General features: G+C 63.2%; 33 protein-coding genes. 32 read left to right on the forward strand and 1 reads right to left on the reverse strand.

Going from position 1 to position 18925, the window contains the following annotated elements:
* Together AC3WRI_RS26910 and rpsJ are read left to right on the forward strand one after the other, a co-directional pair.
* Positions 1–76 (forward strand): EF-Tu C-terminal domain-related protein (locus AC3WRI_RS26910; protein ID WP_244008446.1); only part of this gene is annotated, 76 nt, incomplete at its 5' end.
* 78 nt (positions 77–154) lie between these two features.
* Positions 155–463 (forward strand): 30S ribosomal protein S10, encoded by a 309-nt coding sequence (gene rpsJ / locus AC3WRI_RS26915; RefSeq protein ID WP_006160488.1) that lies wholly within the window; start codon positions 155–157, stop codon positions 461–463.
* A gap of 193 nt (positions 464–656) precedes the next feature.
* On the opposite strand, the gene AC3WRI_RS26920 is transcribed toward rpsJ, so the two are convergent.
* Positions 657–1658: an AraC family transcriptional regulator gene (locus AC3WRI_RS26920; RefSeq protein WP_010812402.1), complete on the reverse strand. Its 1002-nt coding sequence runs from the start codon at positions 1656–1658 to the stop codon at positions 657–659.
* Between the two features lie 285 nt (positions 1659–1943).
* Here AC3WRI_RS26920 and AC3WRI_RS26925 point away from each other — a divergent pair, with 285 nt between their 5' ends.
* The 30 genes from AC3WRI_RS26925 to rpsD all read left to right on the forward strand — a co-directional run bounded on the left by AC3WRI_RS26925 (position 1944) and on the right by rpsD (position 18780).
* Positions 1944–3173 carry a dienelactone hydrolase family protein gene (locus AC3WRI_RS26925; RefSeq protein ID WP_492294432.1) on the forward strand — a complete coding sequence of 410 codons (1230 nt, stop codon included), beginning with the start codon at positions 1944–1946 and terminating at the stop codon, positions 3171–3173.
* Positions 3174–3258: 85 nt separating this feature from the next.
* Entirely contained in the window at positions 3259–4047 is a 789-nt protein-coding gene (locus AC3WRI_RS26930) for an SDR family oxidoreductase (protein ID WP_492294433.1), read from the forward strand.
* 33 nt (positions 4048–4080) lie between these two features.
* Positions 4081–5322 carry a styrene monooxygenase/indole monooxygenase family protein gene (locus tag AC3WRI_RS26935; protein WP_010812399.1) on the forward strand — a complete coding sequence of 414 codons (1242 nt, stop codon included), beginning with the start codon at positions 4081–4083 and terminating at the stop codon, positions 5320–5322.
* A 1-nt stretch (position 5323) separates the two neighbouring features.
* Positions 5324–5824, forward strand: coding sequence for a flavin reductase family protein (locus AC3WRI_RS26940; protein WP_011616161.1), 501 nt, complete (start codon positions 5324–5326; stop codon positions 5822–5824).
* A 299-nt stretch (positions 5825–6123) separates the two neighbouring features.
* Complete coding sequence (gene rplC / locus AC3WRI_RS26945) at positions 6124–6774, forward strand: 50S ribosomal protein L3 (RefSeq protein WP_010812397.1); 651 nt, start codon at positions 6124–6126, stop codon at positions 6772–6774.
* A 12-nt stretch (positions 6775–6786) separates the two neighbouring features.
* Complete coding sequence (gene rplD / locus AC3WRI_RS26950) at positions 6787–7407, forward strand: 50S ribosomal protein L4 (protein ID WP_010812396.1); 621 nt, start codon at positions 6787–6789, stop codon at positions 7405–7407.
* Positions 7404–7718, forward strand: a complete 315-nt coding sequence (gene rplW, locus AC3WRI_RS26955; RefSeq protein WP_006576245.1) for a 50S ribosomal protein L23 — start codon at positions 7404–7406, stop codon at positions 7716–7718. The genes rplD and rplW overlap by 4 nt, the downstream gene beginning before the upstream one ends.
* A gap of 2 nt (positions 7719–7720) precedes the next feature.
* A complete protein-coding gene (gene rplB, locus AC3WRI_RS26960) occupies positions 7721–8551 on the forward strand; it encodes a 50S ribosomal protein L2 (RefSeq protein WP_010812395.1) in 831 nt (276 codons plus the stop codon).
* A 22-nt stretch (positions 8552–8573) separates the two neighbouring features.
* Positions 8574–8849, forward strand: coding sequence for a 30S ribosomal protein S19 (gene rpsS, locus AC3WRI_RS26965; RefSeq protein ID WP_010812394.1), 276 nt, complete (start codon positions 8574–8576; stop codon positions 8847–8849).
* Between the two features lie 9 nt (positions 8850–8858).
* Positions 8859–9188 (forward strand): 50S ribosomal protein L22, encoded by a 330-nt coding sequence (rplV, locus tag AC3WRI_RS26970; RefSeq protein WP_010812393.1) that lies wholly within the window; start codon positions 8859–8861, stop codon positions 9186–9188.
* Between the two features lie 9 nt (positions 9189–9197).
* Positions 9198–9995, forward strand: coding sequence for a 30S ribosomal protein S3 (gene rpsC, locus AC3WRI_RS26975; protein ID WP_010812392.1), 798 nt, complete (start codon positions 9198–9200; stop codon positions 9993–9995).
* A 2-nt stretch (positions 9996–9997) separates the two neighbouring features.
* Complete coding sequence (rplP, locus tag AC3WRI_RS26980) at positions 9998–10414, forward strand: 50S ribosomal protein L16 (RefSeq protein WP_010812391.1); 417 nt, start codon at positions 9998–10000, stop codon at positions 10412–10414.
* 11 nt (positions 10415–10425) lie between these two features.
* Positions 10426–10620, forward strand: a complete 195-nt coding sequence (rpmC, locus tag AC3WRI_RS26985) for a 50S ribosomal protein L29 (protein ID WP_010812390.1) — start codon at positions 10426–10428, stop codon at positions 10618–10620.
* Positions 10617–10895 (forward strand): 30S ribosomal protein S17, encoded by a 279-nt coding sequence (gene rpsQ / locus AC3WRI_RS26990; RefSeq protein WP_492294435.1) that lies wholly within the window; start codon positions 10617–10619, stop codon positions 10893–10895. Before rpmC ends, rpsQ begins: the two co-directional genes overlap by 4 nt.
* A gap of 279 nt (positions 10896–11174) precedes the next feature.
* Positions 11175–11543, forward strand: a complete 369-nt coding sequence (gene rplN / locus AC3WRI_RS26995; RefSeq protein ID WP_010812388.1) for a 50S ribosomal protein L14 — start codon at positions 11175–11177, stop codon at positions 11541–11543.
* Between the two features lie 9 nt (positions 11544–11552).
* Entirely contained in the window at positions 11553–11861 is a 309-nt protein-coding gene (rplX, locus tag AC3WRI_RS27000) for a 50S ribosomal protein L24 (RefSeq protein WP_010812387.1), read from the forward strand.
* Between the two features lie 25 nt (positions 11862–11886).
* Positions 11887–12429 (forward strand): 50S ribosomal protein L5, encoded by a 543-nt coding sequence (gene rplE / locus AC3WRI_RS27005; RefSeq protein WP_010812386.1) that lies wholly within the window; start codon positions 11887–11889, stop codon positions 12427–12429.
* 9 nt (positions 12430–12438) lie between these two features.
* The gene (rpsN, locus tag AC3WRI_RS27010) at positions 12439–12744 is read left to right on the forward strand and encodes a 30S ribosomal protein S14 (protein WP_010812385.1); all 306 of its coding nucleotides are present in this window, start codon (positions 12439–12441) and stop codon (positions 12742–12744) included.
* Positions 12745–12771: 27 nt separating this feature from the next.
* On the forward strand, positions 12772–13167 hold the full coding sequence (rpsH, locus tag AC3WRI_RS27015; RefSeq protein ID WP_010812384.1) for a 30S ribosomal protein S8: 396 nt from the start codon (positions 12772–12774) through the stop codon (positions 13165–13167).
* Between the two features lie 10 nt (positions 13168–13177).
* The gene (gene rplF / locus AC3WRI_RS27020) at positions 13178–13711 is read left to right on the forward strand and encodes a 50S ribosomal protein L6 (RefSeq protein ID WP_010812383.1); all 534 of its coding nucleotides are present in this window, start codon (positions 13178–13180) and stop codon (positions 13709–13711) included.
* Between the two features lie 11 nt (positions 13712–13722).
* Positions 13723–14079, forward strand: a complete 357-nt coding sequence (gene rplR / locus AC3WRI_RS27025; protein ID WP_010812382.1) for a 50S ribosomal protein L18 — start codon at positions 13723–13725, stop codon at positions 14077–14079.
* Between the two features lie 21 nt (positions 14080–14100).
* The gene (gene rpsE, locus AC3WRI_RS27030) at positions 14101–14619 is read left to right on the forward strand and encodes a 30S ribosomal protein S5 (RefSeq protein ID WP_006160449.1); all 519 of its coding nucleotides are present in this window, start codon (positions 14101–14103) and stop codon (positions 14617–14619) included.
* Positions 14620–14629: 10 nt separating this feature from the next.
* A complete protein-coding gene (rpmD, locus tag AC3WRI_RS27035; RefSeq protein WP_010812381.1) occupies positions 14630–14812 on the forward strand; it encodes a 50S ribosomal protein L30 in 183 nt (60 codons plus the stop codon).
* Positions 14813–14834: 22 nt separating this feature from the next.
* Positions 14835–15269, forward strand: a complete 435-nt coding sequence (gene rplO, locus AC3WRI_RS27040) for a 50S ribosomal protein L15 (protein WP_010812380.1) — start codon at positions 14835–14837, stop codon at positions 15267–15269.
* 43 nt (positions 15270–15312) lie between these two features.
* Complete coding sequence (secY, locus tag AC3WRI_RS27045) at positions 15313–16656, forward strand: preprotein translocase subunit SecY (RefSeq protein ID WP_010812379.1); 1344 nt, start codon at positions 15313–15315, stop codon at positions 16654–16656.
* A gap of 23 nt (positions 16657–16679) precedes the next feature.
* Positions 16680–16898 (forward strand): translation initiation factor IF-1, encoded by a 219-nt coding sequence (infA, locus tag AC3WRI_RS27050; protein ID WP_010812378.1) that lies wholly within the window; start codon positions 16680–16682, stop codon positions 16896–16898.
* A gap of 30 nt (positions 16899–16928) precedes the next feature.
* Entirely contained in the window at positions 16929–17045 is a 117-nt protein-coding gene (rpmJ, locus tag AC3WRI_RS27055) for a 50S ribosomal protein L36 (protein WP_008642959.1), read from the forward strand.
* 19 nt (positions 17046–17064) lie between these two features.
* On the forward strand, positions 17065–17430 hold the full coding sequence (gene rpsM / locus AC3WRI_RS27060; RefSeq protein ID WP_010812377.1) for a 30S ribosomal protein S13: 366 nt from the start codon (positions 17065–17067) through the stop codon (positions 17428–17430).
* A 24-nt stretch (positions 17431–17454) separates the two neighbouring features.
* Positions 17455–17853 carry a 30S ribosomal protein S11 gene (rpsK, locus tag AC3WRI_RS27065; RefSeq protein ID WP_010812376.1) on the forward strand — a complete coding sequence of 133 codons (399 nt, stop codon included), beginning with the start codon at positions 17455–17457 and terminating at the stop codon, positions 17851–17853.
* Positions 17854–18156: 303 nt separating this feature from the next.
* Complete coding sequence (gene rpsD / locus AC3WRI_RS27070) at positions 18157–18780, forward strand: 30S ribosomal protein S4 (RefSeq protein ID WP_010812375.1); 624 nt, start codon at positions 18157–18159, stop codon at positions 18778–18780.
* Positions 18781–18925: the final 145 nt, after the last annotated feature.

Raw genomic sequence — 18925 nt, forward strand, 5'->3', positions numbered from 1 at the left:
AGAAGGCCTGCGCTTCGCTATCCGCGAAGGTGGCCGTACCGTCGGCGCCGGCGTCGTGGCAAAGATCCTCGACTAAGCACTTCCTGGGACATGCCTGTCGGGCATGTCCCCATTCAACGGGCACGTTGCCCAATCGCTCTTTTAAGGAAATATCATGCAGAACCAGAAGATCCGTATCCGCCTGAAGGCTTTCGACTACCGCCTGATCGACCAGTCGGCCGCCGAAATCGTGGATACCGCCAAGCGTACCGGCGCAATCGTCAAGGGCCCGGTGCCCCTGCCGACCCGCATCCAGCGCTTCGACATCCTGCGTTCGCCGCACGTCAACAAGACCAGCCGCGATCAGTTTGAGATCCGCACGCACCAGCGCCTGATGGACATCGTCGACCCGACCGACAAGACGGTTGACGCGCTGATGAAGCTCGACCTGCCGGCAGGCGTGGACGTCGAGATCAAGGTGTAATCATGCTTCGGGCCGCGCCTGCGGCCTGCTGCAGCAAAACGGCGAACCGTATGGTTCGCCGTTTTTGTTTTCAAGGCTTGCATGCAGCAGCCTTGCTCCCCGGATTGCTCCCCTGCCGCGCCAGCTACAGTTGCGCGATGAGCTGAGCGATCGCGGCGGCTGCCCGAAGCGGCAGCACTGAATTCACACAAGCCTAGCCCGCTCCGCGCCGCCGCAAGGTCTGCGCGGGGCACTCCCCGAACGCGCGCCGGTATTCCGCGCTGAACCGCCCCAGATGGGCAAAGCCCCAGCGCAGCGCGGCCGCGCTCACTGACGACACCGACGCGACGTTCAGCAGGTCGTGCCGCACGCGCTCCAGCCGCACCGTGCGCAGGTAGGCCATCGGCCCGGTGCCGCGATGCTCGCGGAAGCCGGCGAACAGGCTGCGTACGCTGACGCCGGCAACCTCGGCCAGCACGGCGGGGGTCAGCTCCGCCGCGGCGTTTGCGTGAATATATTCCTCCACCACTTTCACATGGCGCGGTGCCAGCGGCTTGCCGTGCTCGCGCAATGCATCCGACAGGCTGTGCGGCTGCGACGTCAGCAGCGTGCCGATCACCAGCTGTTCCAGCTGGCAGGCGGTCAGCGGATGGCGTGCGGTCTCGGGCGCGGTCGCCAGCATCGCGGCGAGATAGCGCATCAGCTCATACCACGCGCCGCTGCGCCAGGCCATGCCGAGCGCAAAGCGCAGCGGCCGCTCGGACCGCCGGCCCAGATGGGCCGCGCAGATGCGTTCCAGCGCACTGCGTTCGATGCGCACGATCAACTGGTCGTTGTCGGCGCTCCAGCGCATGGCCAGCGCATCGCTGGGCGTCAGCACCGAAGCGCAGTCGGGCGTGGAAACGATGTGCTGGTCGCCGCAGCGGATCTCGGCCTGTCCTTGCAGCGGCATCTGCACCAGCAGGAAGTCGCCGAGCGGGCCGGGGTCGATGGTGACGTCGGCGCCGTAGGCGAGGCGGTTGAACGAGACCGCGCCAAGCGGCGCATGATGCATGCGTGCTTGCAAGCGGGTGCCGCGTATCTCGAGCCGGTGCGGCTTGAACACGCGCCCGACGGCGGCGCGCGTCTCGGCCAGGTCGGTCGAGGCGAACACGCACCGGGCGGGATCGCCGAGCAGGGCGCTCGCCAGCGGTCCGGCGGCGGGGGGCAGCTGCATTGTCTCGCTCCTCTGGCGGGGCCGCGGCGCTGCCGGTGACCGTGCGCGCCGCTGATTCCGGGGCCGGCCCGGCATGACGGCCGGGGCACGGTTTCCCACGCGATCCACTATAGCGGATGGCCTCGCCGTCTGCGCTGCGGCGTTGACCGAGCCCGAAGTTTCCTGCACTAATCGGATAGCCGCTGCGCCCAGCGGCTAGTTTGCTGCGGTGCGGAGCCACCATTATGGAAGCCAGCACGGCAGTCCCACCAGACACCGGAAAGAGAACGACAAGGAGCGCAGGCCATGGGCCAGACCATCCAGATCCAGACCCCCGAAGGCAGTTTCAGCGGTTATCTCGCCACCCCGGCGGCAGGCAAGGGCCCGGGCATCGTGTTGTGCCAGGAGATCTTCGGCGTCAACGCGACCATGCGGCAGGTGGCGGACTACTACGCCGAGGAGGGCTATACGGTGCTGGTGCCCGACCTGTTCTGGCGCATCGCGCCCGGGATCGAGCTGACCGACCGCGGCGAGGACTTCCAGCGGGCGCTGGGCCTGTACCAGCAGTTCGACGAGGCCGCGGGCGTGCAGGATGTGGGCGCCGCGCTTGAAGCGCTGCGTGCGCGGCCGGAATGCGTCGGCCAGACCGGCGTGCTGGGCTTCTGCCTGGGCGGCAAGCTGGCCTACCTGGCGGCCTGCCGGCTGCCCGACGTGGCCTGTGCGGTGGCGTACTACGGCGTGGGCATCGAGCACGCGCTGGGCGAAGCCGCCAACGTGCGCGGCCGCCTGGTGCTGCATATCGCCGAGAAAGACGGATTCTGCCCGCCGCAGGCGCAGGCTGCGATCCGCGCAGCCCTGGCCGGGCGCGAGAACGTCGAGGTCTACGTCTACGCCGGCGTCGACCATGCCTTTGCCCGCACCGGTGGCGAGCACTTCGACAAGCCCTCGGCGCTGATGGCGCACCAGCGCTCGATCGCGGCGCTGCGCGGTGAAATGGGTCCGCACTACGATTTCTCCGCGCTGTGGGACAAGCACTGCGAATACGAATTTGCCACCCGCGATGTCGACGCCACCATGGCGACGATGGTGCCGCAGCCCTATGTGAACCATATCCCGACCATGACCGGCGGGGTCGGCTACGCGCAGCTGCGGCGTTTCTACCAGCACCATTTCGTGCACAGCAATCCGCCCGACACCACGCTGATCCCGCTGTCGCGCACGGTCGGGGCCACGCAGATCGTCGACGAGATGCTGTTCTGCTTCACGCATAGCTGCGAGATCGACTGGATGCTGCCCGGCGTGCCGCCCACCGGCAAGCGCGTGGAGATCCCGCTGATCGCCATCGTCAAGTTCCGCGGCGACAAGCTGTACCACGAGCATATCTACTGGGACCAGGCCAGCGTGCTGGTGCAGATCGGCAAGCTGGACCCGGCGGGTTTGCCGGTCGCGGGCGTGGAGACCGCGCGCAAGCTGCTGGACGAGACCCTGCCGTCGAACACACTGATGGCGCGCTGGCAGCAGAGCGAAGGCAAGTAGGCTGCGCCCGCCGCATCGATCCGGAACGGGCCCGCAGAGGCCCGCCCGCAACCATCGCCGGCTGTTGCCGGCACAGGAGACAAGCATGAAAGGACTGCAGGGCAAGGTGGCCATTGTCACCGGCGGCGCCACGCTGATCGGCGCCGGCGTGGCGCGGGCCTTTGTCGAGGCCGGCGCGCGCGTGGCGATCTTCGACATCGATGCCGCCAACGGCGAGCGCGTGGCCGCGCAGCTGGGGGCGAACGCGCTCTTCATCGCCACCGACATCACGCGTGACGCGCAGGTTCGCGATGCCGTGGCGCAGGTGGTGCAGCGCTTTGGCGGCGTGGACTACCTGGTCAACCTGGCCTGCACCTATCTCGATGACGGCTTCCGCTCGAATCGTGCCGACTGGCTGGCGGCGCTCGACGTCAACGTGGTGTCGGGCGTGATGCTGGCGCAGGCGGTGCACCCGCATATGCGGACGCGCGGCGGCGGTGCGATCGTCAATTTCACCAGCATCTCTGCCAACGTGGCGCAGACCGGGCGCTGGCTCTACCCGGTGTCGAAAGCCGCCATCGCGCAGCTGACGCGCAGCATGGCGATGGACCTGGCGCCGGATCGCATCCGCGTCAACGCGGTGTCGCCGGGCTGGACCTGGTGCCGGCTGATGGACGAGGTCAGCGGCGGCAACCGTGCCCGCACCGATGCGGTGGCCGCGCCGTTCCACCTGCTGGGCCGCGTCGGCGAGCCCGACGAGGTGGCCCAGGTGGTGCTCTTCCTCTGTTCCGACCATGCCAGCTTCGTCACCGGTGCCGACTATGCCGTCGACGGCGGCTATTCCGCCATGGGGCCGGAGCAGAACGTGCCCGCCATCGGCAAGCTGGCCGGCTGAACGCCGCCGAACGATCCTTCAGGAGAAAACGTCATGAGCCAACGCATCGCCATCGTCGGAGCCGGCCAGTCGGGCCTGCAAATGGCCCTCGGGCTGCAAGCCAACGGCTACCGGGTCACGCTGCTGTCCAACCGGACCCCCGAGCAGATCCGCGGCGGGAAAGTCATGTCCAGCCAGTGCATGTTCGACCGCGCGCTGCAGGCCGAGCGCGAGCTCGGGCTGAACTGGTGGGACGATGCCTGCCCGCCGGTGGAGGGCATCGGCCTGGCCGTGCCGCATCCCGAGCAGGCCGGTGCCCGCGCGATCGACTGGGCCGCGCCGCTGGACCGCCCGGCACAGGCGGTGGACCAGCGCCTGAAGATGCCCGCGTGGATGGAGGCCTTCGTTGCACGCGGCGGCGACCTGCGCATCGCCGATGTCGGCCTGGATGAACTGGAGGACCTGACCCGCGAGCATGACCTGGTGCTGCTGGCCGCCGGCAAGGGCGAGATCGTCAGCCGCTTCGAGCGCGATGCCTCCCGTAGTCCGTTCGACAAACCGCAGCGCGCGCTGGCGCTGACTTATGTGACCGGCATGCAGCCGCGCACGCCGTTCTCGCGGGTTTGCTTCAACCTGATCCCGGGCGTGGGTGAATACTTCGTCTTCCCCGCGCTGACGCTGTCGGGGCCGTGCGAGATCATGGTGTTCGAAGGCATCCCGGGCGGCCCGATGGACCGTTGGGCCGAGGCGCGCACGCCGGCGCAGCACCTGGCGGAAAGCCAGCGCATCCTGCAGACCTACCTGCCATGGGAGGCCGAGCGCTGTGAGCGGGTCGCGCTGACCGACGACAACGGCATCCTTGCCGGACGCTTCGCGCCAACGGTGCGCAAGCCGGTGCTGACGCTGCCGTCCGGGCGGCTGGTGTTCGGCATGGCCGATGCCGTGGTGGTCAACGACCCGATCACGGGGCAGGGTTCGAACAACGCCGCCAAATGCTGCAAGGTCTATCTCGATGCGATCCTGGCACGCGGCGACCAGCCCTTCGACCAGGACTGGATGGAGCGCACCTTCGACCAGTACTGGCAGTACGCGGGCGACGTGGTGGCGTGGACCAACTCGCTGCTGACCCCGCCGCCGCCGCATATCCTGGCGCTGCTGGGCGCCGCGGGGCAGGCGCCGGCACTGGCCGCGCGCATCGCCAACGGTTTCGACAATCCGCCGGACTATTTCCCGTGGTGGCTGGATCCACAGGCTTGCCACCAGCTGATCAACCAGTACGTCGCCGAGGCCGCCTGACATGCACGCCGCCACGCCCGCCACTTCCGTCCATGATCCCCGCGAACTGCGCCGGGTTTGCGGCCGCTATGCCACCGGCGTGGCCGTCATCGGCGCCTGCGGGGCGCAGGGCCGGCCCGTCGGCTTGACGGTGAACTCGTTTGCCTCGCTGTCGCTGGCGCCGCCGCTGATCCTGTGGAGCCTGGCGCTGCACTCGCCGAATGCGGGCCTGTTCGTGCCCGGCGCGCCTTTCGGCGTCAGCATCCTGCGCGCCGGCCATGGCGAACTGGCGCGCCGCTTCGCCACGCCGGTGGCGGACAAGTTCGCGGGCGTCGCCCACGGGCGCTGCGAGCGCGGCGTGCCCTACCTGGACGAAGCACTAGCGACCCTGGCCTGCCGCGTGGAGCGGGCCGACCCGGTAGGCGATCATCTGCTGATCGTCGGCGCCGTCGAGGCATACGAGGCAGGGGAGGGCGAACCGCTGGTATTCTATGGCGGCGATTTCGTGCGCCTCGCCGCCTGAGCAACCATCCCCCGGATGCGCTTCACGGCACTTCAACTACCGCCCGTCGCCTCCACACCACACCCCAAGTCACGCAAGCGCCACTACTGCGGCACGCCTGCCTACAACCCTGCAGGCGAATCCGCAATTCATATTGCCCTTTCCAAACCGCTGCGATATAGTGTAAGGCTACCCGTTTCCTCGGGTAGTGGGCTGGCCACTTTGGCCGCGCGCAGTCTTCTTTAGCGCAAGCCCACAGCAAACACAGTTTTCGTGTATCAATCAGCCCCGGCCAATCGCAGCTGGGAATGGAGCAAACCATGAGCCTTGGCCTTGTAGGTCGCAAGGTTGGCATGACCCGTATTTTCACGGACGACGGTGAAGCAATTCCCGTTACCGTGGTCGAGGTCGGCGACAACCGCGTGACGCAAATCAAGACGGACGAGACCGACGGTTATACCGCGGTTCAAGTCACCTTCGGCGCACGACGCGCAAGCCGCGTTACCAAGCCGCTGGCGGGTCATCTCGCCAAAGCCGGCGTGGAAGCCGGCGAAATCATCCGCGAATTCCGTATCGATGCAGCCAAGGCTGCCGAACTGCAAGCTGGCGGTTCGCTGTCGGTCGACCTGTTCGAAGTCGGTCAGAAGATCGACGTGCAGGGCGTGACCATCGGTAAGGGCTACGCCGGTACCATCAAGCGCTATCACTTCGCCTCCGGCCGTGCCACCCACGGTAACTCGCGCTCGCACAACGTGCCGGGCTCGATCGGTATGGCGCAGGATCCGGGCCGCGTGTTCCCGGGCAAGCGCATGACCGGTCACCTGGGCGATGTCACCCGCACCGTGCAGAACCTGGAAATCGCCAAGATCGACGCAGAGCGCAAGCTGCTGCTGGTCAAGGGCGCCATCCCCGGCTCCAAGAACGGCAAGGTCATCGTTACCCCGGCCGTCAAGGCCAAAGCCAAAGCTTAAGGAGCGCATGTAATGGAACTCAAGCTCCTCCAGGACAATGGCCAGATCGGCGCGGGCGTTGACGCTTCGCCCGAAGTGTTCGGCCGTGACTACAACGAAGCCCTCGTTCACCAGATCGTCGTCGCTTACCAGGCCAACGCTCGCAGCGGTAACCGTAAGCAGAAGGATCGTGAAGAGGTCAAGCACACGACCAAGAAGCCGTGGCGCCAGAAGGGTACGGGCCGTGCTCGTGCCGGTATGTCTTCCTCGCCGCTGTGGCGCGGGGGCGGCCGTATCTTCCCGAATTCGCCGGAAGAGAACTTCACCCAGAAGGTCAACAAGAAGATGTTCCGTGCCGGCATGCGCTCGATTTACTCGCAGCTCGCACGTGAAGGTCGTATCAACGTGGTGGACGGTTTCACTGTCGACGCGCCCAAGACCAAGCTCTTGGCCGACAAGTTCAAGGCCATGGGCCTGGACTCGGTGCTGATCATCACCGACAGCCTCGACGAAAACCTCTACCTGGCTTCGCGCAACCTGCCGCACGTGGCAGTTGTCGAGCCGCGCCAGGCTGATCCGCTGTCGCTCGTGCACTACAAGAAGGTGCTGGTGACCAAGGCAGCCGTCGCGCAGATCGAGGAGTTGCTGAAATGACGCAAGTAGCCAAGAACGATCATCGTTTGATGCAGGTGCTGCTCGCGCCGGTGGTTTCCGAAAAGGCAACCCTGGTCGCCGACAAGAATGAACAGGTCGTGTTCGAAGTGGCCCGCGATGCCAACAAGGCAGAAGTGAAGGCCGCCGTCGAACTGCTGTTCAAGGTCGAGGTGCAGTCCGTTCAGATCCTGAACCAGAAGGGCAAGCAGAAGCGTTTTGGCCGTTTCATGGGGCGTCGCAACCACGTGAAGAAGGCCTACGTTTCGCTGAAGCCGGGTCAGGAAATCAATTTTGAAGCGGAGGCCAAGTAATCATGGCACTCGTCAAGACCAAGCCGACTTCCCCGGGTCGTCGCTCGATGGTGAAGGTGGTCAACAAGGACCTTCACAAGGGCGCCCCGCACGCTCCGCTGCTGGAAAAGCAATTCCAGAAGTCGGGCCGTAACAACAACGGTCATATCACCACCCGCCACAAGGGCGGTGGTCATAAGCACCACTACCGCGTGGTCGACTTCAAGCGCAACGACAAGGACGGCATCCCCGCCCGCGTCGAGCGCCTGGAATACGATCCGAACCGCAGCGCCAATATCGCGCTGGTGCTGTTCGCCGACGGCGAGCGCCGCTACATCATCGCCACCAAGGGCATGGTTGCCGGCCAACCGCTGATGAACGGCTCGGAAGCGCCGATCAAGGCCGGTAACAACTTGCCGATCCGCAACATTCCGGTCGGTACCACGATCAACAACGTGGAAATGCTGCCTGGCAAGGGTTCGCAGATCGCACGTGCCGCCGGCGGTTCCGCCGTGCTGCTGGCTCGTGAAGGCCTGTACGCCCAGGTTCGCCTGCGCTCCGGTGAAGTGCGCCGCGTGCACATCGAGTGCCGCGCCACCATCGGTGAAGTGGGCAACGAAGAGCACAGCCTGCGCGTCATCGGCAAGGCCGGTGCGACCCGCTGGCGCGGTATCCGCCCGACGGTCCGTGGTGTCGTGATGAACCCGGTCGACCACCCGCACGGTGGTGGTGAAGGCAAGACCGCTGCTGGTCGCGATCCGGTTTCGCCGTGGGGTACCCCGGCCAAGGGTTACCGTACCCGCAGCAACAAGCGCACGGACAGCATGATCGTCCAGAAGCGCCACAAGCGTTAATCGGTAGGTAGGAGCTAAAGATATGACTCGTTCCGCTAAAAAGGGTCCGTTCTGCGACGCCCACCTGCTGAAGAAGGTGGAAGTCGCATCGAGCGGCAAGGACAAGAAGCCCATCAAGACTTGGTCGCGTCGCTCGACCATTCTGCCGGAGTTCATTGGCCTGACGATCGCCGTTCACAACGGCCGTCAACACGTGCCGGTGTACGTTACGGAAAACATGGTTGGCCACAAGCTCGGTGAATTTGCGATTACCCGCACGTTCAAGGGCCACGCGGCTGACAAGAAAGCGAAGAGGTAAGGTGCCATCATGGAAGTGAAAGCGATTCATCGCGGTGCCCGCATCTCCGCCCAGAAGACGCGCCTGGTCGCTGACCAGATCCGTGGTCTGCCGATCGAGCGCGCGCTCAATGTCCTGACGTTCAGCCCGAAAAAGGCTGCCGGGATCGTGAAGAAGGTGGTCGAATCGGCCATCGCCAACGCTGAGCACAACGAAGGCGCCGACATCGACGAACTGAAGGTCAAATCGATCTTCGTCGACAAGGCAACCTCGCTCAAGCGCTTCACCGCACGGGCGAAGGGCCGCGGCAACCGCATCGAGAAACAAACCTGTCACATCACTGTGACGCTCGGCAACTAAGGAGTCACGATGGGACAGAAGATTCATCCGACTGGCTTCCGCCTGGCTGTCAGCCGTAACTGGGCTTCGCGCTGGTACGCCAGCAACACGAAGTTCGCCGGCATGCTGAAGGAAGACATTGAAGTTCGAGACTTCCTGAAGAAGAAGCTGAAGAACGCATCGGTTGGCCGCGTCGTGATCGAGCGCCCCGCCCGCAATGCACGCATCACCATTTACAGCTCGCGTCCGGGCGTGGTGATCGGCAAGAAGGGTGAGGACATCGAACTGCTCAAGGCTGAACTGCAGCGTCGCATGGGCGTGCCCGTGCACGTGAACATCGAGGAAATCCGCAAGCCGGAAACCGATGCTCAGCTGATCGCCGATTCGATCACCCAGCAGCTCGAGCGCCGCATCATGTTCCGCCGCGCCATGAAGCGCGCCATGCAGAACGCGATGCGCCTGGGCGCCCAGGGTATCAAGATCATGAGCGCCGGCCGTCTGAACGGTATCGAAATCGCACGTACCGAGTGGTACCGCGAAGGCCGTGTGCCCCTGCACACCCTGCGCGCCGACATCGACTACGGCTTCTCCGAAGCAGAAACCACCTACGGCATCATCGGTGTCAAGGTGTGGGTCTACAAGGGTGATCACCTCGGCCGCAACGACGCGCCGGTGGTGGAAGAGCCGCAGGACGACCGTCGTCGTCGCCCGGGTCGTCCGGAAGGCCGCCGCCGTGAAGGCGAAGGCCGTCCGGGTGGCAACCGCCGCGGCGGTGCCGGTGCCGGTCGCCGCGCTGCGCCTGGCGCAGATGCGAAGAGTGGAGAATAACGATGCTGCAACCTAAGCGCAGAAAATACCGCAAGGAGCAGAAAGGCCGCAACACGGGTAAGGCTACCCGTGGTAACGCCGTGTCTTTCGGCGAATTCGGCCTGAAGGCCATGGGCCGTGGCCGCCTGACCGCTCGTCAGATCGAGTCGGCACGTCGTGCGATGACCCGCCACATCAAGCGTGGCGGCCGCATCTGGATCCGGATTTTCCCGGACAAGCCGATCTCGAAGAAGCCTGCCGAAGTCCGTATGGGTAACGGTAAGGGCAATCCGGAGTACTACGTGGCTGAAATCCAGCCGGGTAAGATGCTGTACGAAATGGATGGCGTGAGCGAAGACCTGGCACGTGAGGCGTTCCGCCTCGCGGCCGCCAAGCTGCCGATCGCCACCAATTTCGTGGTGCGCCAGGTCGGGACGTAAGGAGAGCAGGGATGAAAGCATCCGAACTTCGCGGCAAGGACGCCGCCGGGCTGAACCAGGAGCTCTCCGAGCTGCTGAAGGCCCAATTTAGCCTGCGCATGCAAAAGGCGACCCAACAGCTGCAGAACACCAGCCAGCTGAAGAAGGTTCGCAAGGACATCGCGCGTGTGCAAACCGTGCTGACTCAAAAGGCAAACGCGAAATGACTGAAGCTGCACAAACGGAAAAGTCGCTTCGCCGTACCCTGGTCGGCCGTGTCGTGAGCGACAAGATGGACAAGACCGTTACGGTCTTGGTGGAAAACCGCGTCAAGCATCCTCTGTACGGCAAGTACGTGCTGCGTTCGAAGAAGTACCACGCACACGACGAAGCCAACCTGTACAAGGAAGGCGACAAGGTCGAGATCCAGGAAGGCCGTCCGCTGTCGCGGACCAAGTCCTGGGTGGTTTCCCGGCTGGTAGAGGCTGCACGCGTCATCTAAGAACAACACGTTCTTAGCTTGACTTGCAAGTCCAGGATTATGTAGCTATAATCCTGGACTTCCGCTTTGTTGCGTTCGCCTTTGCATTACCACCCGGGCGGGCCTGTGAAGCGAGCCAGGACCGAGCGCCCTCAACAAATAGTTGAGATCGCGTGGTTCCTACCGACTTCAAAGTTGATCAACCCATACGGAGCTGGCGCAATGCCGGAGCCGACGGGACCAAGACTGACCGATGGGCGCTTTTTGCACCTGACGGATTAAGTTGGGAAGACAAACACCATGATTCAGACAGAAAGCCGGCTCGAAGTAGCCGATAACACTGGTGCGCGCGAAGTGCTGTGCATCAAGGTGCTGGGTGGCTCCAAGCGCCGCTACGCAAGCGTTGGCGACATCATCAAGGTGACCGTCAAGGACGCAGCGCCGCGCGGTCGCGTGAAGAAGGGCGACATCTACAACGCCGTCGTCGTGCGTACCGCCAAGGGCGTGCGCCGCGCTGACGGTTCGCTGATCAAGTTCGACGGCAACGCCGCCGTCCTGCTGAACAACAAGCTCGAGCCGATCGGCACCCGTATCTTCGGGCCGGTGACTCGTGAACTCCGTACCGAGCGCTTCATGAAGATCGTGTCGCTCGCTCCGGAAGTGCTGTAAGGAGCCGCCATGAACAAGATTCGCAAAGGCGACGAAGTCATTGTGCTGACCGGCAAGGACAAGGGCAAGCGCGGTACCGTGCAAGCCGTCCTGGGCGACAAGGTTGCGGTGCAAGGCGTGAACATCGCCAAGAAGCATGCCCGCCCGAACCCGATGCTGGGCACTACCGGTGGTGTGGTCGACAAGGTCATGCCGCTGCATATTTCCAACGTTGCGCTCGTGGATGCCAATGGCAAGCCGTCGCGCGTCGGCATCAAGGTGGAAGACGGCAAGCGCGTGCGCGTGCTGAAGACCACCGGCGCCGTCGTGGCAGCTTGATTCTGGGCACGTATAGGAGTTGAGCATGGCAGCACGTCTGCAAGAGTTTTACAAAGAACAGGTTGTGCCGAAGCTGATCGAACAGTTCGGCTACAAGTCGGTCATGGAAGTGCCGCGCATCACCAAGATCACCCTGAACATGGGTCTTGGCGAAGCCATCAATGACAAGAAGATCATTGAGAACGCCGTCGGCGACCTGACCAAGATCGCCGGTCAGAAGCCGGTCGTGACGAAGGCCAAGAAGGCTATCGCCGGCTTCAAGATCCGTCAGGGCTACCCCATCGGTGCGATGGTGACCCTGCGCGGCGAGCGCATGTTCGAATTCCTCGATCGTTTCGTTACCGTGGCCCTGCCGCGCGTGCGTGACTTCCGTGGTGTGTCGGGCCGGTCGTTCGACGGTCGTGGCAACTACAACATCGGTGTGAAAGAGCAGATCATTTTCCCCGAAATCGAGTACGACAAGATCGACGCACTGCGTGGTCTGAACATCAGCATCACGACGACGGCAAAGAACGACGAGGAAGCCAAGGCACTCCTCGGTGCGTTCAAGTTCCCGTTCCGCAATTAAGGGGTAACCGTGGCTAAACTGGCTCTGATTGAACGTGAGAAGAAGCGCGCCAAGCTGGTGGCGAAGTATGCCGCCAAGCGCGCCAACCTCAAGGCCATTATCGATGACCAAGAGAAGTCGGAAGAAGAGCGTTACAGCGCGCGTCTCGAGCTGCAACAGCTCCCGCGCAACGCGAACCCGACTCGCCAGCGTAACCGCTGCGCGATCACCGGTCGTCCCCGCGGTACCTTCCGCAAGTTTGGCCTGGCGCGTAACAAGATCCGCGAAATCGCCTTCAAGGGCGAAATCCCGGGTCTGACGAAAGCCAGCTGGTAATTACGCACAGGCTACAGGAGAAACAGTATGAGCATGAGCGATCCTATCGCCGATATGCTGACGCGCATCCGCAACGCCCAGGGCGTGCAGAAAGCGTCGGTTGTCATGCCGTCGTCGAAGCTGAAAGTGGCAATCGCCAAGGTCCTGAAGGACGAAGGCTACATCGACGACTACGCCGTCCAGGAAGATGGCGGCAAGGCACAACTGAGCATCGGTCTCAAGTACTACGCCGGCCGTCCGGTCATCGAGCGCATTGAGCGCGTCTCGAAGCCCGGCCTGCGCGTGTACAAGGGCCGCAGCGACATCCCGCAAGTGATGAACGGCCTGGGTGTGGCGATCATTTCGACCCCGCAGGGTCTGATGACCGACCGCAAGGCTCGCGCCACTGGCGTGGGCGGCGAAGTTCTCTGCTACGTCGCTTAAGGAGAGAACCATGTCCCGTGTAGGTAAGGCTCCCATCGCGCTCCCCAAGGGCGCGGAAGTGAACGTGGCGGCTGGCGTGCTCTCCGTAAAGGGCCCGCTCGGTACGCTGTCGCAGCCGATTCACAGCCTGGTCAAGGTCAATGTCGAGAACGACACGCTGACCTTCAGCCCGGCTGACGAATCGCGTGAAGCAAACGCTCTGCAGGGCACCATGCGTGCTCTGGTGGCCAACATGGTCAAGGGCGTAACCACCGGTTTCGAGCGCAAGCTGAACCTCGTCGGCGTGGGCTATCGTGCCCAGCTGCAAGGCGCTGCGCTGAAGCTCCAGCTTGGTTTCTCGCACGACGTGATCCATGAGATGCCGGAAGGCGTGAAGGCGGAAACGCCGACGCAGACCGAGATCATCATCAAGGGTGCGGACAAGCAGAAAGTCGGTCAGGTTGCCGCGGAAGTCCGCGCGTACCGCCCGCCTGAGCCCTACAAGGGCAAGGGTGTGCGTTACTCGGACGAGCGCGTCATCCTGAAGGAAACCAAGAAGAAGTAAGGGGTGCAATGATGAACAAGAAAGACGCTCGTTTGCGCCGTGCACGTCAGACCCGCGCCAAGATCGCGGAGATGAAAGTCAATCGTCTGACCGTGTTCCGTACGAATTCGCATATTTACGCCCAGGTTTTCTCGGAGTGCGGCACCAAGGTGCTGGCTTCCGCGTCGACCGCCGAGGTGGAAGTGCGCAAGGAACTGGATGGCAAGGGCGCTACCGCCGCTGCCGCCACCGTGGTTGGCAAGCGCATCGCCGAGAAGGCGAAGGCTGCCGGCGTGGAAACTGTCGCGTTCGATCGCGCCGGCTTCCGTTTCCATGGCCGCGTCAAGGCCCTGGCAGACGCCGCCCGCGAAGCCGGCCTGAAGTTCTAAGCGCATAGAGAGAGATACGTCATGGCAAAGATGCAAGCAAAAGTCCAACAGGACGAACGCGACGACGGCCTCCGCGAGAAGATGATCTCGGTCAACCGCGTCACCAAGGTGGTGAAGGGTGGCCGGATTCTCGGTTTCGCTGCGCTGACCGTGGTTGGTGACGGCGATGGCCGCATCGGCATGGGCAAGGGCAAGGCTAAGGAAGTGCCGGTTGCTGTTCAGAAGGCAATGGACGAAGCCCGTCGCAAGATGGTCAAGGTCTCGCTGAAGAACGGCACGCTGCAACACGAAGTCGTTGGCAAGCACGGCGCCGCCAAGGTGCTGATGATGCCCGCCAAGGAAGGTACCGGCGTGATCGCCGGCGGCCCGATGCGCGCGATCTTCGAAGTGATGGGCGTCACCAACGTGGTGACCAAGTCGCACGGCTCCACCAACCCGTACAACATGGTTCGCGCCACGCTGGACGGCCTTCAGAAGATGAGCACGCCGGGCGAAATCGCCGCAAAGCGTGGCAAGTCGGTCGAAGACATCCTGGGTTAAGGTGAACGCAATGTCGCAGAAAACCGTAAAAGTGCAACTCGTGCGCAGCCTGATCGGCACGCGCGAGGATCATCGCGCCACTGTTCGTGGCCTGGGCCTGCGCCGCATCAACTCGGTGTCGGAGCTGCAGGACACGCCCGCTGTGCGCGGCATGATCAACAAGGTCTCGTACCTGGTCAAGGTTCTGGCCTGATACCGGGAACTCGGAGAGCAAGATGCAACTGAACAACCTGAAACCGGCCGCCGGTTCGAAGCACGCCAAGCGTCGCGTCGGTCGCGGTATCGGCTCCGGCCTGGGCAAGACTGCCGGTCGCGGTCACAAGGGTCAGAAGTCGCGTTCGGGCGGCTTCCACAAGGTGGGCTTCGAAGGCGGTCAAATGCCGCTGTATCGTCGCCTGCCCAAGCGCGGCTTCACCTCGCTGACCAAGGCGTTCAACGCCGAAGTCACGCTGCGTGACATCGAGCGCCTGGAAGCGGCCGAAGTCGACCTGCTGGTCCTGAAGCAAGCTGGCCTGGTGGGCGAGCTGGTCAAGAGCGCCAAGGTCATCAAGGCTGGCGAACTGACCCGCAAGGTGACGATCAAGGGTCTGGGCGCCACCGCTGGCGCCAAGGCCGCGATCGAAGCCGCCGGCGGCCAGATCGCAGCCTGACAGGCATTTATCGCAGCATAGGCAGTTATAGTCGGAGCATCGTTTGGCCACGGCGAAACCCAATGCAAGCGCGCAAGCCAGGAACACGGCGAAGTACGGCGACCTCAAGCGCCGGCTGATGTTCCTGGTGCTGGCCCTGATCGTGTACCGCATCGGCGCTCATATTCCGGTGCCCGGTATCGATCCGGAGCAGCTTGCGAAGCTTTTCCAGAGTCAGTCGGGTGGCATCCTCGGGATGTTCAACCTGTTCTCGGGCGGGGCGCTGTCGCGCTTTACCGTCTTCGCGCTCGGCATCATGCCGTACATCTCGGCGTCGATCATCATGCAGTTGCTGACGATCGTGCTGCCGCAGCTGGAGGCGCTGAAGAAGGAAGGGCAGGCAGGGCAACGCAAGATCACGCAGTACACGCGCTACGGCACCGTGGTCCTGGCCACGTTCCAGGCGCTGTCGATTGCGGTGGCGCTGGAGTCGCAGCCTGGGCTGGTGCTGGATCCGGGCCTGATGTTCCGGGCCACGGCAGTGATTACGCTGGTGACCGGCACGATGTTCCTGATGTGGCTGGGTGAGCAGATCACCGAGCGTGGTCTGGGCAACGGCATCTCGATCATCATCTTCGGCGGTATCGCGGCGGGCCTGCCCAACGCGATCGGCGGACTGTTCGAACTGGTCCGCACGGGTTCCATGAGCATCATCGCGGCGATCTTCATCGTGGCGATCGTGATCGGTGTGACCTTCGCCGTGGTGTTCGTCGAGCGAGGCCAGCGCAAGATCCTGGTGAACTATGCCAAGCGTCAGGTCGGCAACAAGGTGTACGGCGGCCAGTCGTCGCACCTGCCGCTGAAGCTGAACATGGCAGGGGTGATTCCGCCGATCTTCGCATCGTCGATCATCCTGTTCCCGGCGACGATCGCGGGCTGGTTCACGTCCGATGCGACGGGCTCGGTTGGCGGGTTCATCAAGGACCTGGCTGCCACGCTGTCGCCGGGCCAGCCGGTCTACATCCTGCTGTACGCTGCTGCGATTGTATTTTTCTGCTTCTTCTACACGGCCCTGGTGTACAACAGCCGTGAAGTGGCAGACAACCTGAAGAAAAGCGGTGCCTTCATTCCGGGCATTCGTCCGGGCGAGCAGACGACGCGCTATATCGACAAGATTCTGGTGCGCCTGACGCTGGCTGGTGCGGTCTATATCACACTGGTCTGCCTGTTGCCGGAATTCCTGGTGCTGCGGTGGAACGTTCCGTTCTACTTTGGCGGAACCTCGCTGCTGATCATCGTGGTCGTCACGATGGACTTCATGGCTCAGGTTCAGTCTTACGTGATGTCGCAGCAATATGAGTCGCTGCTGAAGAAGGCGAATTTCAAGGGCAATCTGACCTTGCGCTGACTTCGGATCGGTACAGGCTAGGTATGGCAAAAGACGACGTCATCCAGATGCAGGGGGAGGTCCTGGAAAACCTTCCCAATGCGACGTTCCGGGTCAAGTTGGAAAATGGCCATGTAGTACTGGGCCATATCTCCGGCAAGATGCGAATGAACTACATCCGGATTCTTCCGGGTGACAAGGTGACGGTCGAGCTGACCCCATATGATCTGTCGCGCGCACGAATCGTCTTCCGGACGAAGTGAGCGAACAGGAATTGAAGGAAGAGGAAAATTATGAAAGTGCTGGCTTCTGTTAAGCGCATTTGCCGCAACTGCAAAATCATCAAGCGCAACGGTGTCGTGCGCGTGATCTGCTCGTCGGATCCCCGCCACAAGCAACGCCAAGGCTAATCGGAAAGAGGATTGACGAATGGCACGTATCGCAGGGGTTAACATCCCGAACCACAAGCACACCGAAATCGGCCTGACGGCCATTTATGGTGTCGGCCGCTCGCGCGCTCGCAAGATTTGCGAGGCCACCGGTGTACCGTTTGACAAGAAGGTCAAGGATCTGACCGACGCCGACCTGGAAAAGCTTCGTGACGAAGTGGGCAAGGTCACGGTCGAGGGTGACCTGCGTCGTGAAACCACGATGAACATCAAGCGTCTGATGGACCTTGGTTGCTATCGTGGCATGCGTCACCGCAAGGGCCTGCCCATGCGCGGTCAGCGTACCCGGACCAATGCCCGCACCCGCAAGGGTCCGCGCAAGGCCGGCGTGGCTCTGAAGAAGTAAAGCCGAAGGCAGAGGAAGAAACTAATGGCAAAAGGTCCGAATAACGCCGCTCGCGCGCGTAAAAAGGTCAAGAAGAACGTTGCCGACGGCATTGCGCACGTCCACGCCTCGTTCAACAACACCATCATCACGATCACCGACCGCCAGGGCAACGCCCTGTCGTGGGCGACCGCCGGTGGCCAGGGCTTCAAGGGTTCGCGCAAGTCGACCCCGTTCGCTGCCCAGGTTGCTGCCGAGAACGCCGGTCGCGTGGCGCAAGACCAGGGCATCAAGAACCTGGAAGTGCGCATCAAGGGCCCCGGCCCGGGTCGTGAATCGGCTGTCCGCGCGCTGAACGCGCTGGGCATCAAGATCGCGATCATCGAAGACGTCACGCCGATTCCGCACAACGGCTGCCGTCCGCCGAAGCGCCGCCGCATCTGAGCGTTGGTGTGTCCGGGCCCGGTGGGTTTACCTGCCGGTTTCGGATATGGTAGTATCGCGCGTTGACCTGCTGCATTTTAATGCGGCAGGTTTTCGTTTTGCGTCGAGGGAATGTCTCTTACGGCACATTCCCATGCCGGCGCACTGTAAATGCTTGCAGCGTCGTACCCGGCAACGGGGCGCGCTTAATAAGCCCACCGTCCGTCACGGTCTCCCCGGGTGCAGAATTGCACTGCGGAAGTACTGCGTTGACGGACTCGCGGCGCGTCTTGAAGGCGTCGCGATCGATCAAAGGAAGACAACGTGGCACGTTATACCGGCCCGAAGGCCAAACTTTCCCGCCGTGAAGGCACCGACCTGTTCCTGAAGAGCGCCCGTCGCTCGCTCGCCGACAAGTGCAAGCTGGACAGCAAGCCGGGCCAGCACGGCCGCACCTCGGGTGCACGCACCTCCGACTACGGCAACCAGCTGCGTGAAAAGCAGAAGGTCAAGCGCATCTACGGTGTGCTCGAGCGCCAGTTCCGCCGCTACTTCGCCGAAGCCGACCGCCGCAAGGGCAACACCGGCGAAAACCTGCTGCAACTGCTGGAATCGCGCCTGGACAACGTTGTGTACCGCATGGGCTTTGGCTCGACCCGCGCTGAAGCCCGCCAGCTGGTGTCGCACAAGGCGATCCTGGTGAACGGTCAGACCCTGAACGTGCCGTCGGCCCAGATCAAGTCTGGCGACGTCGTCACTATCCGCGAACAGTCGAAGAAGCAAGTCCGTATCGCTGAAGCGCTGTCGCTGGCCGAGCAGTCGGGCTTCCCGACCTGGGTGGCGGTGGATTCGAAGAAGTTCGAAGGTACCTTCAAGCAAGTGCCGGATCGCGCCGATATCTCGGGCGACATCAACGAAAGCCTGATCGTCGAACTGTACTCGCGTTAATCACGCGAGCGGAACGGCCCAGAGCTTGCGTTCGCCGCAAAGCTTCCCTTCCAGCCCGACGCGCTGTACGCGCGGTCGGGCTTCGCCCATCTCGCGATGGGATTTTCAGGTTCCAAACGTCAGCCTTATCGGTGTAACGAGCCGA

The sequence above is a fragment of the Cupriavidus sp. FW305-27 genome, from assembly GCF_058787995.1.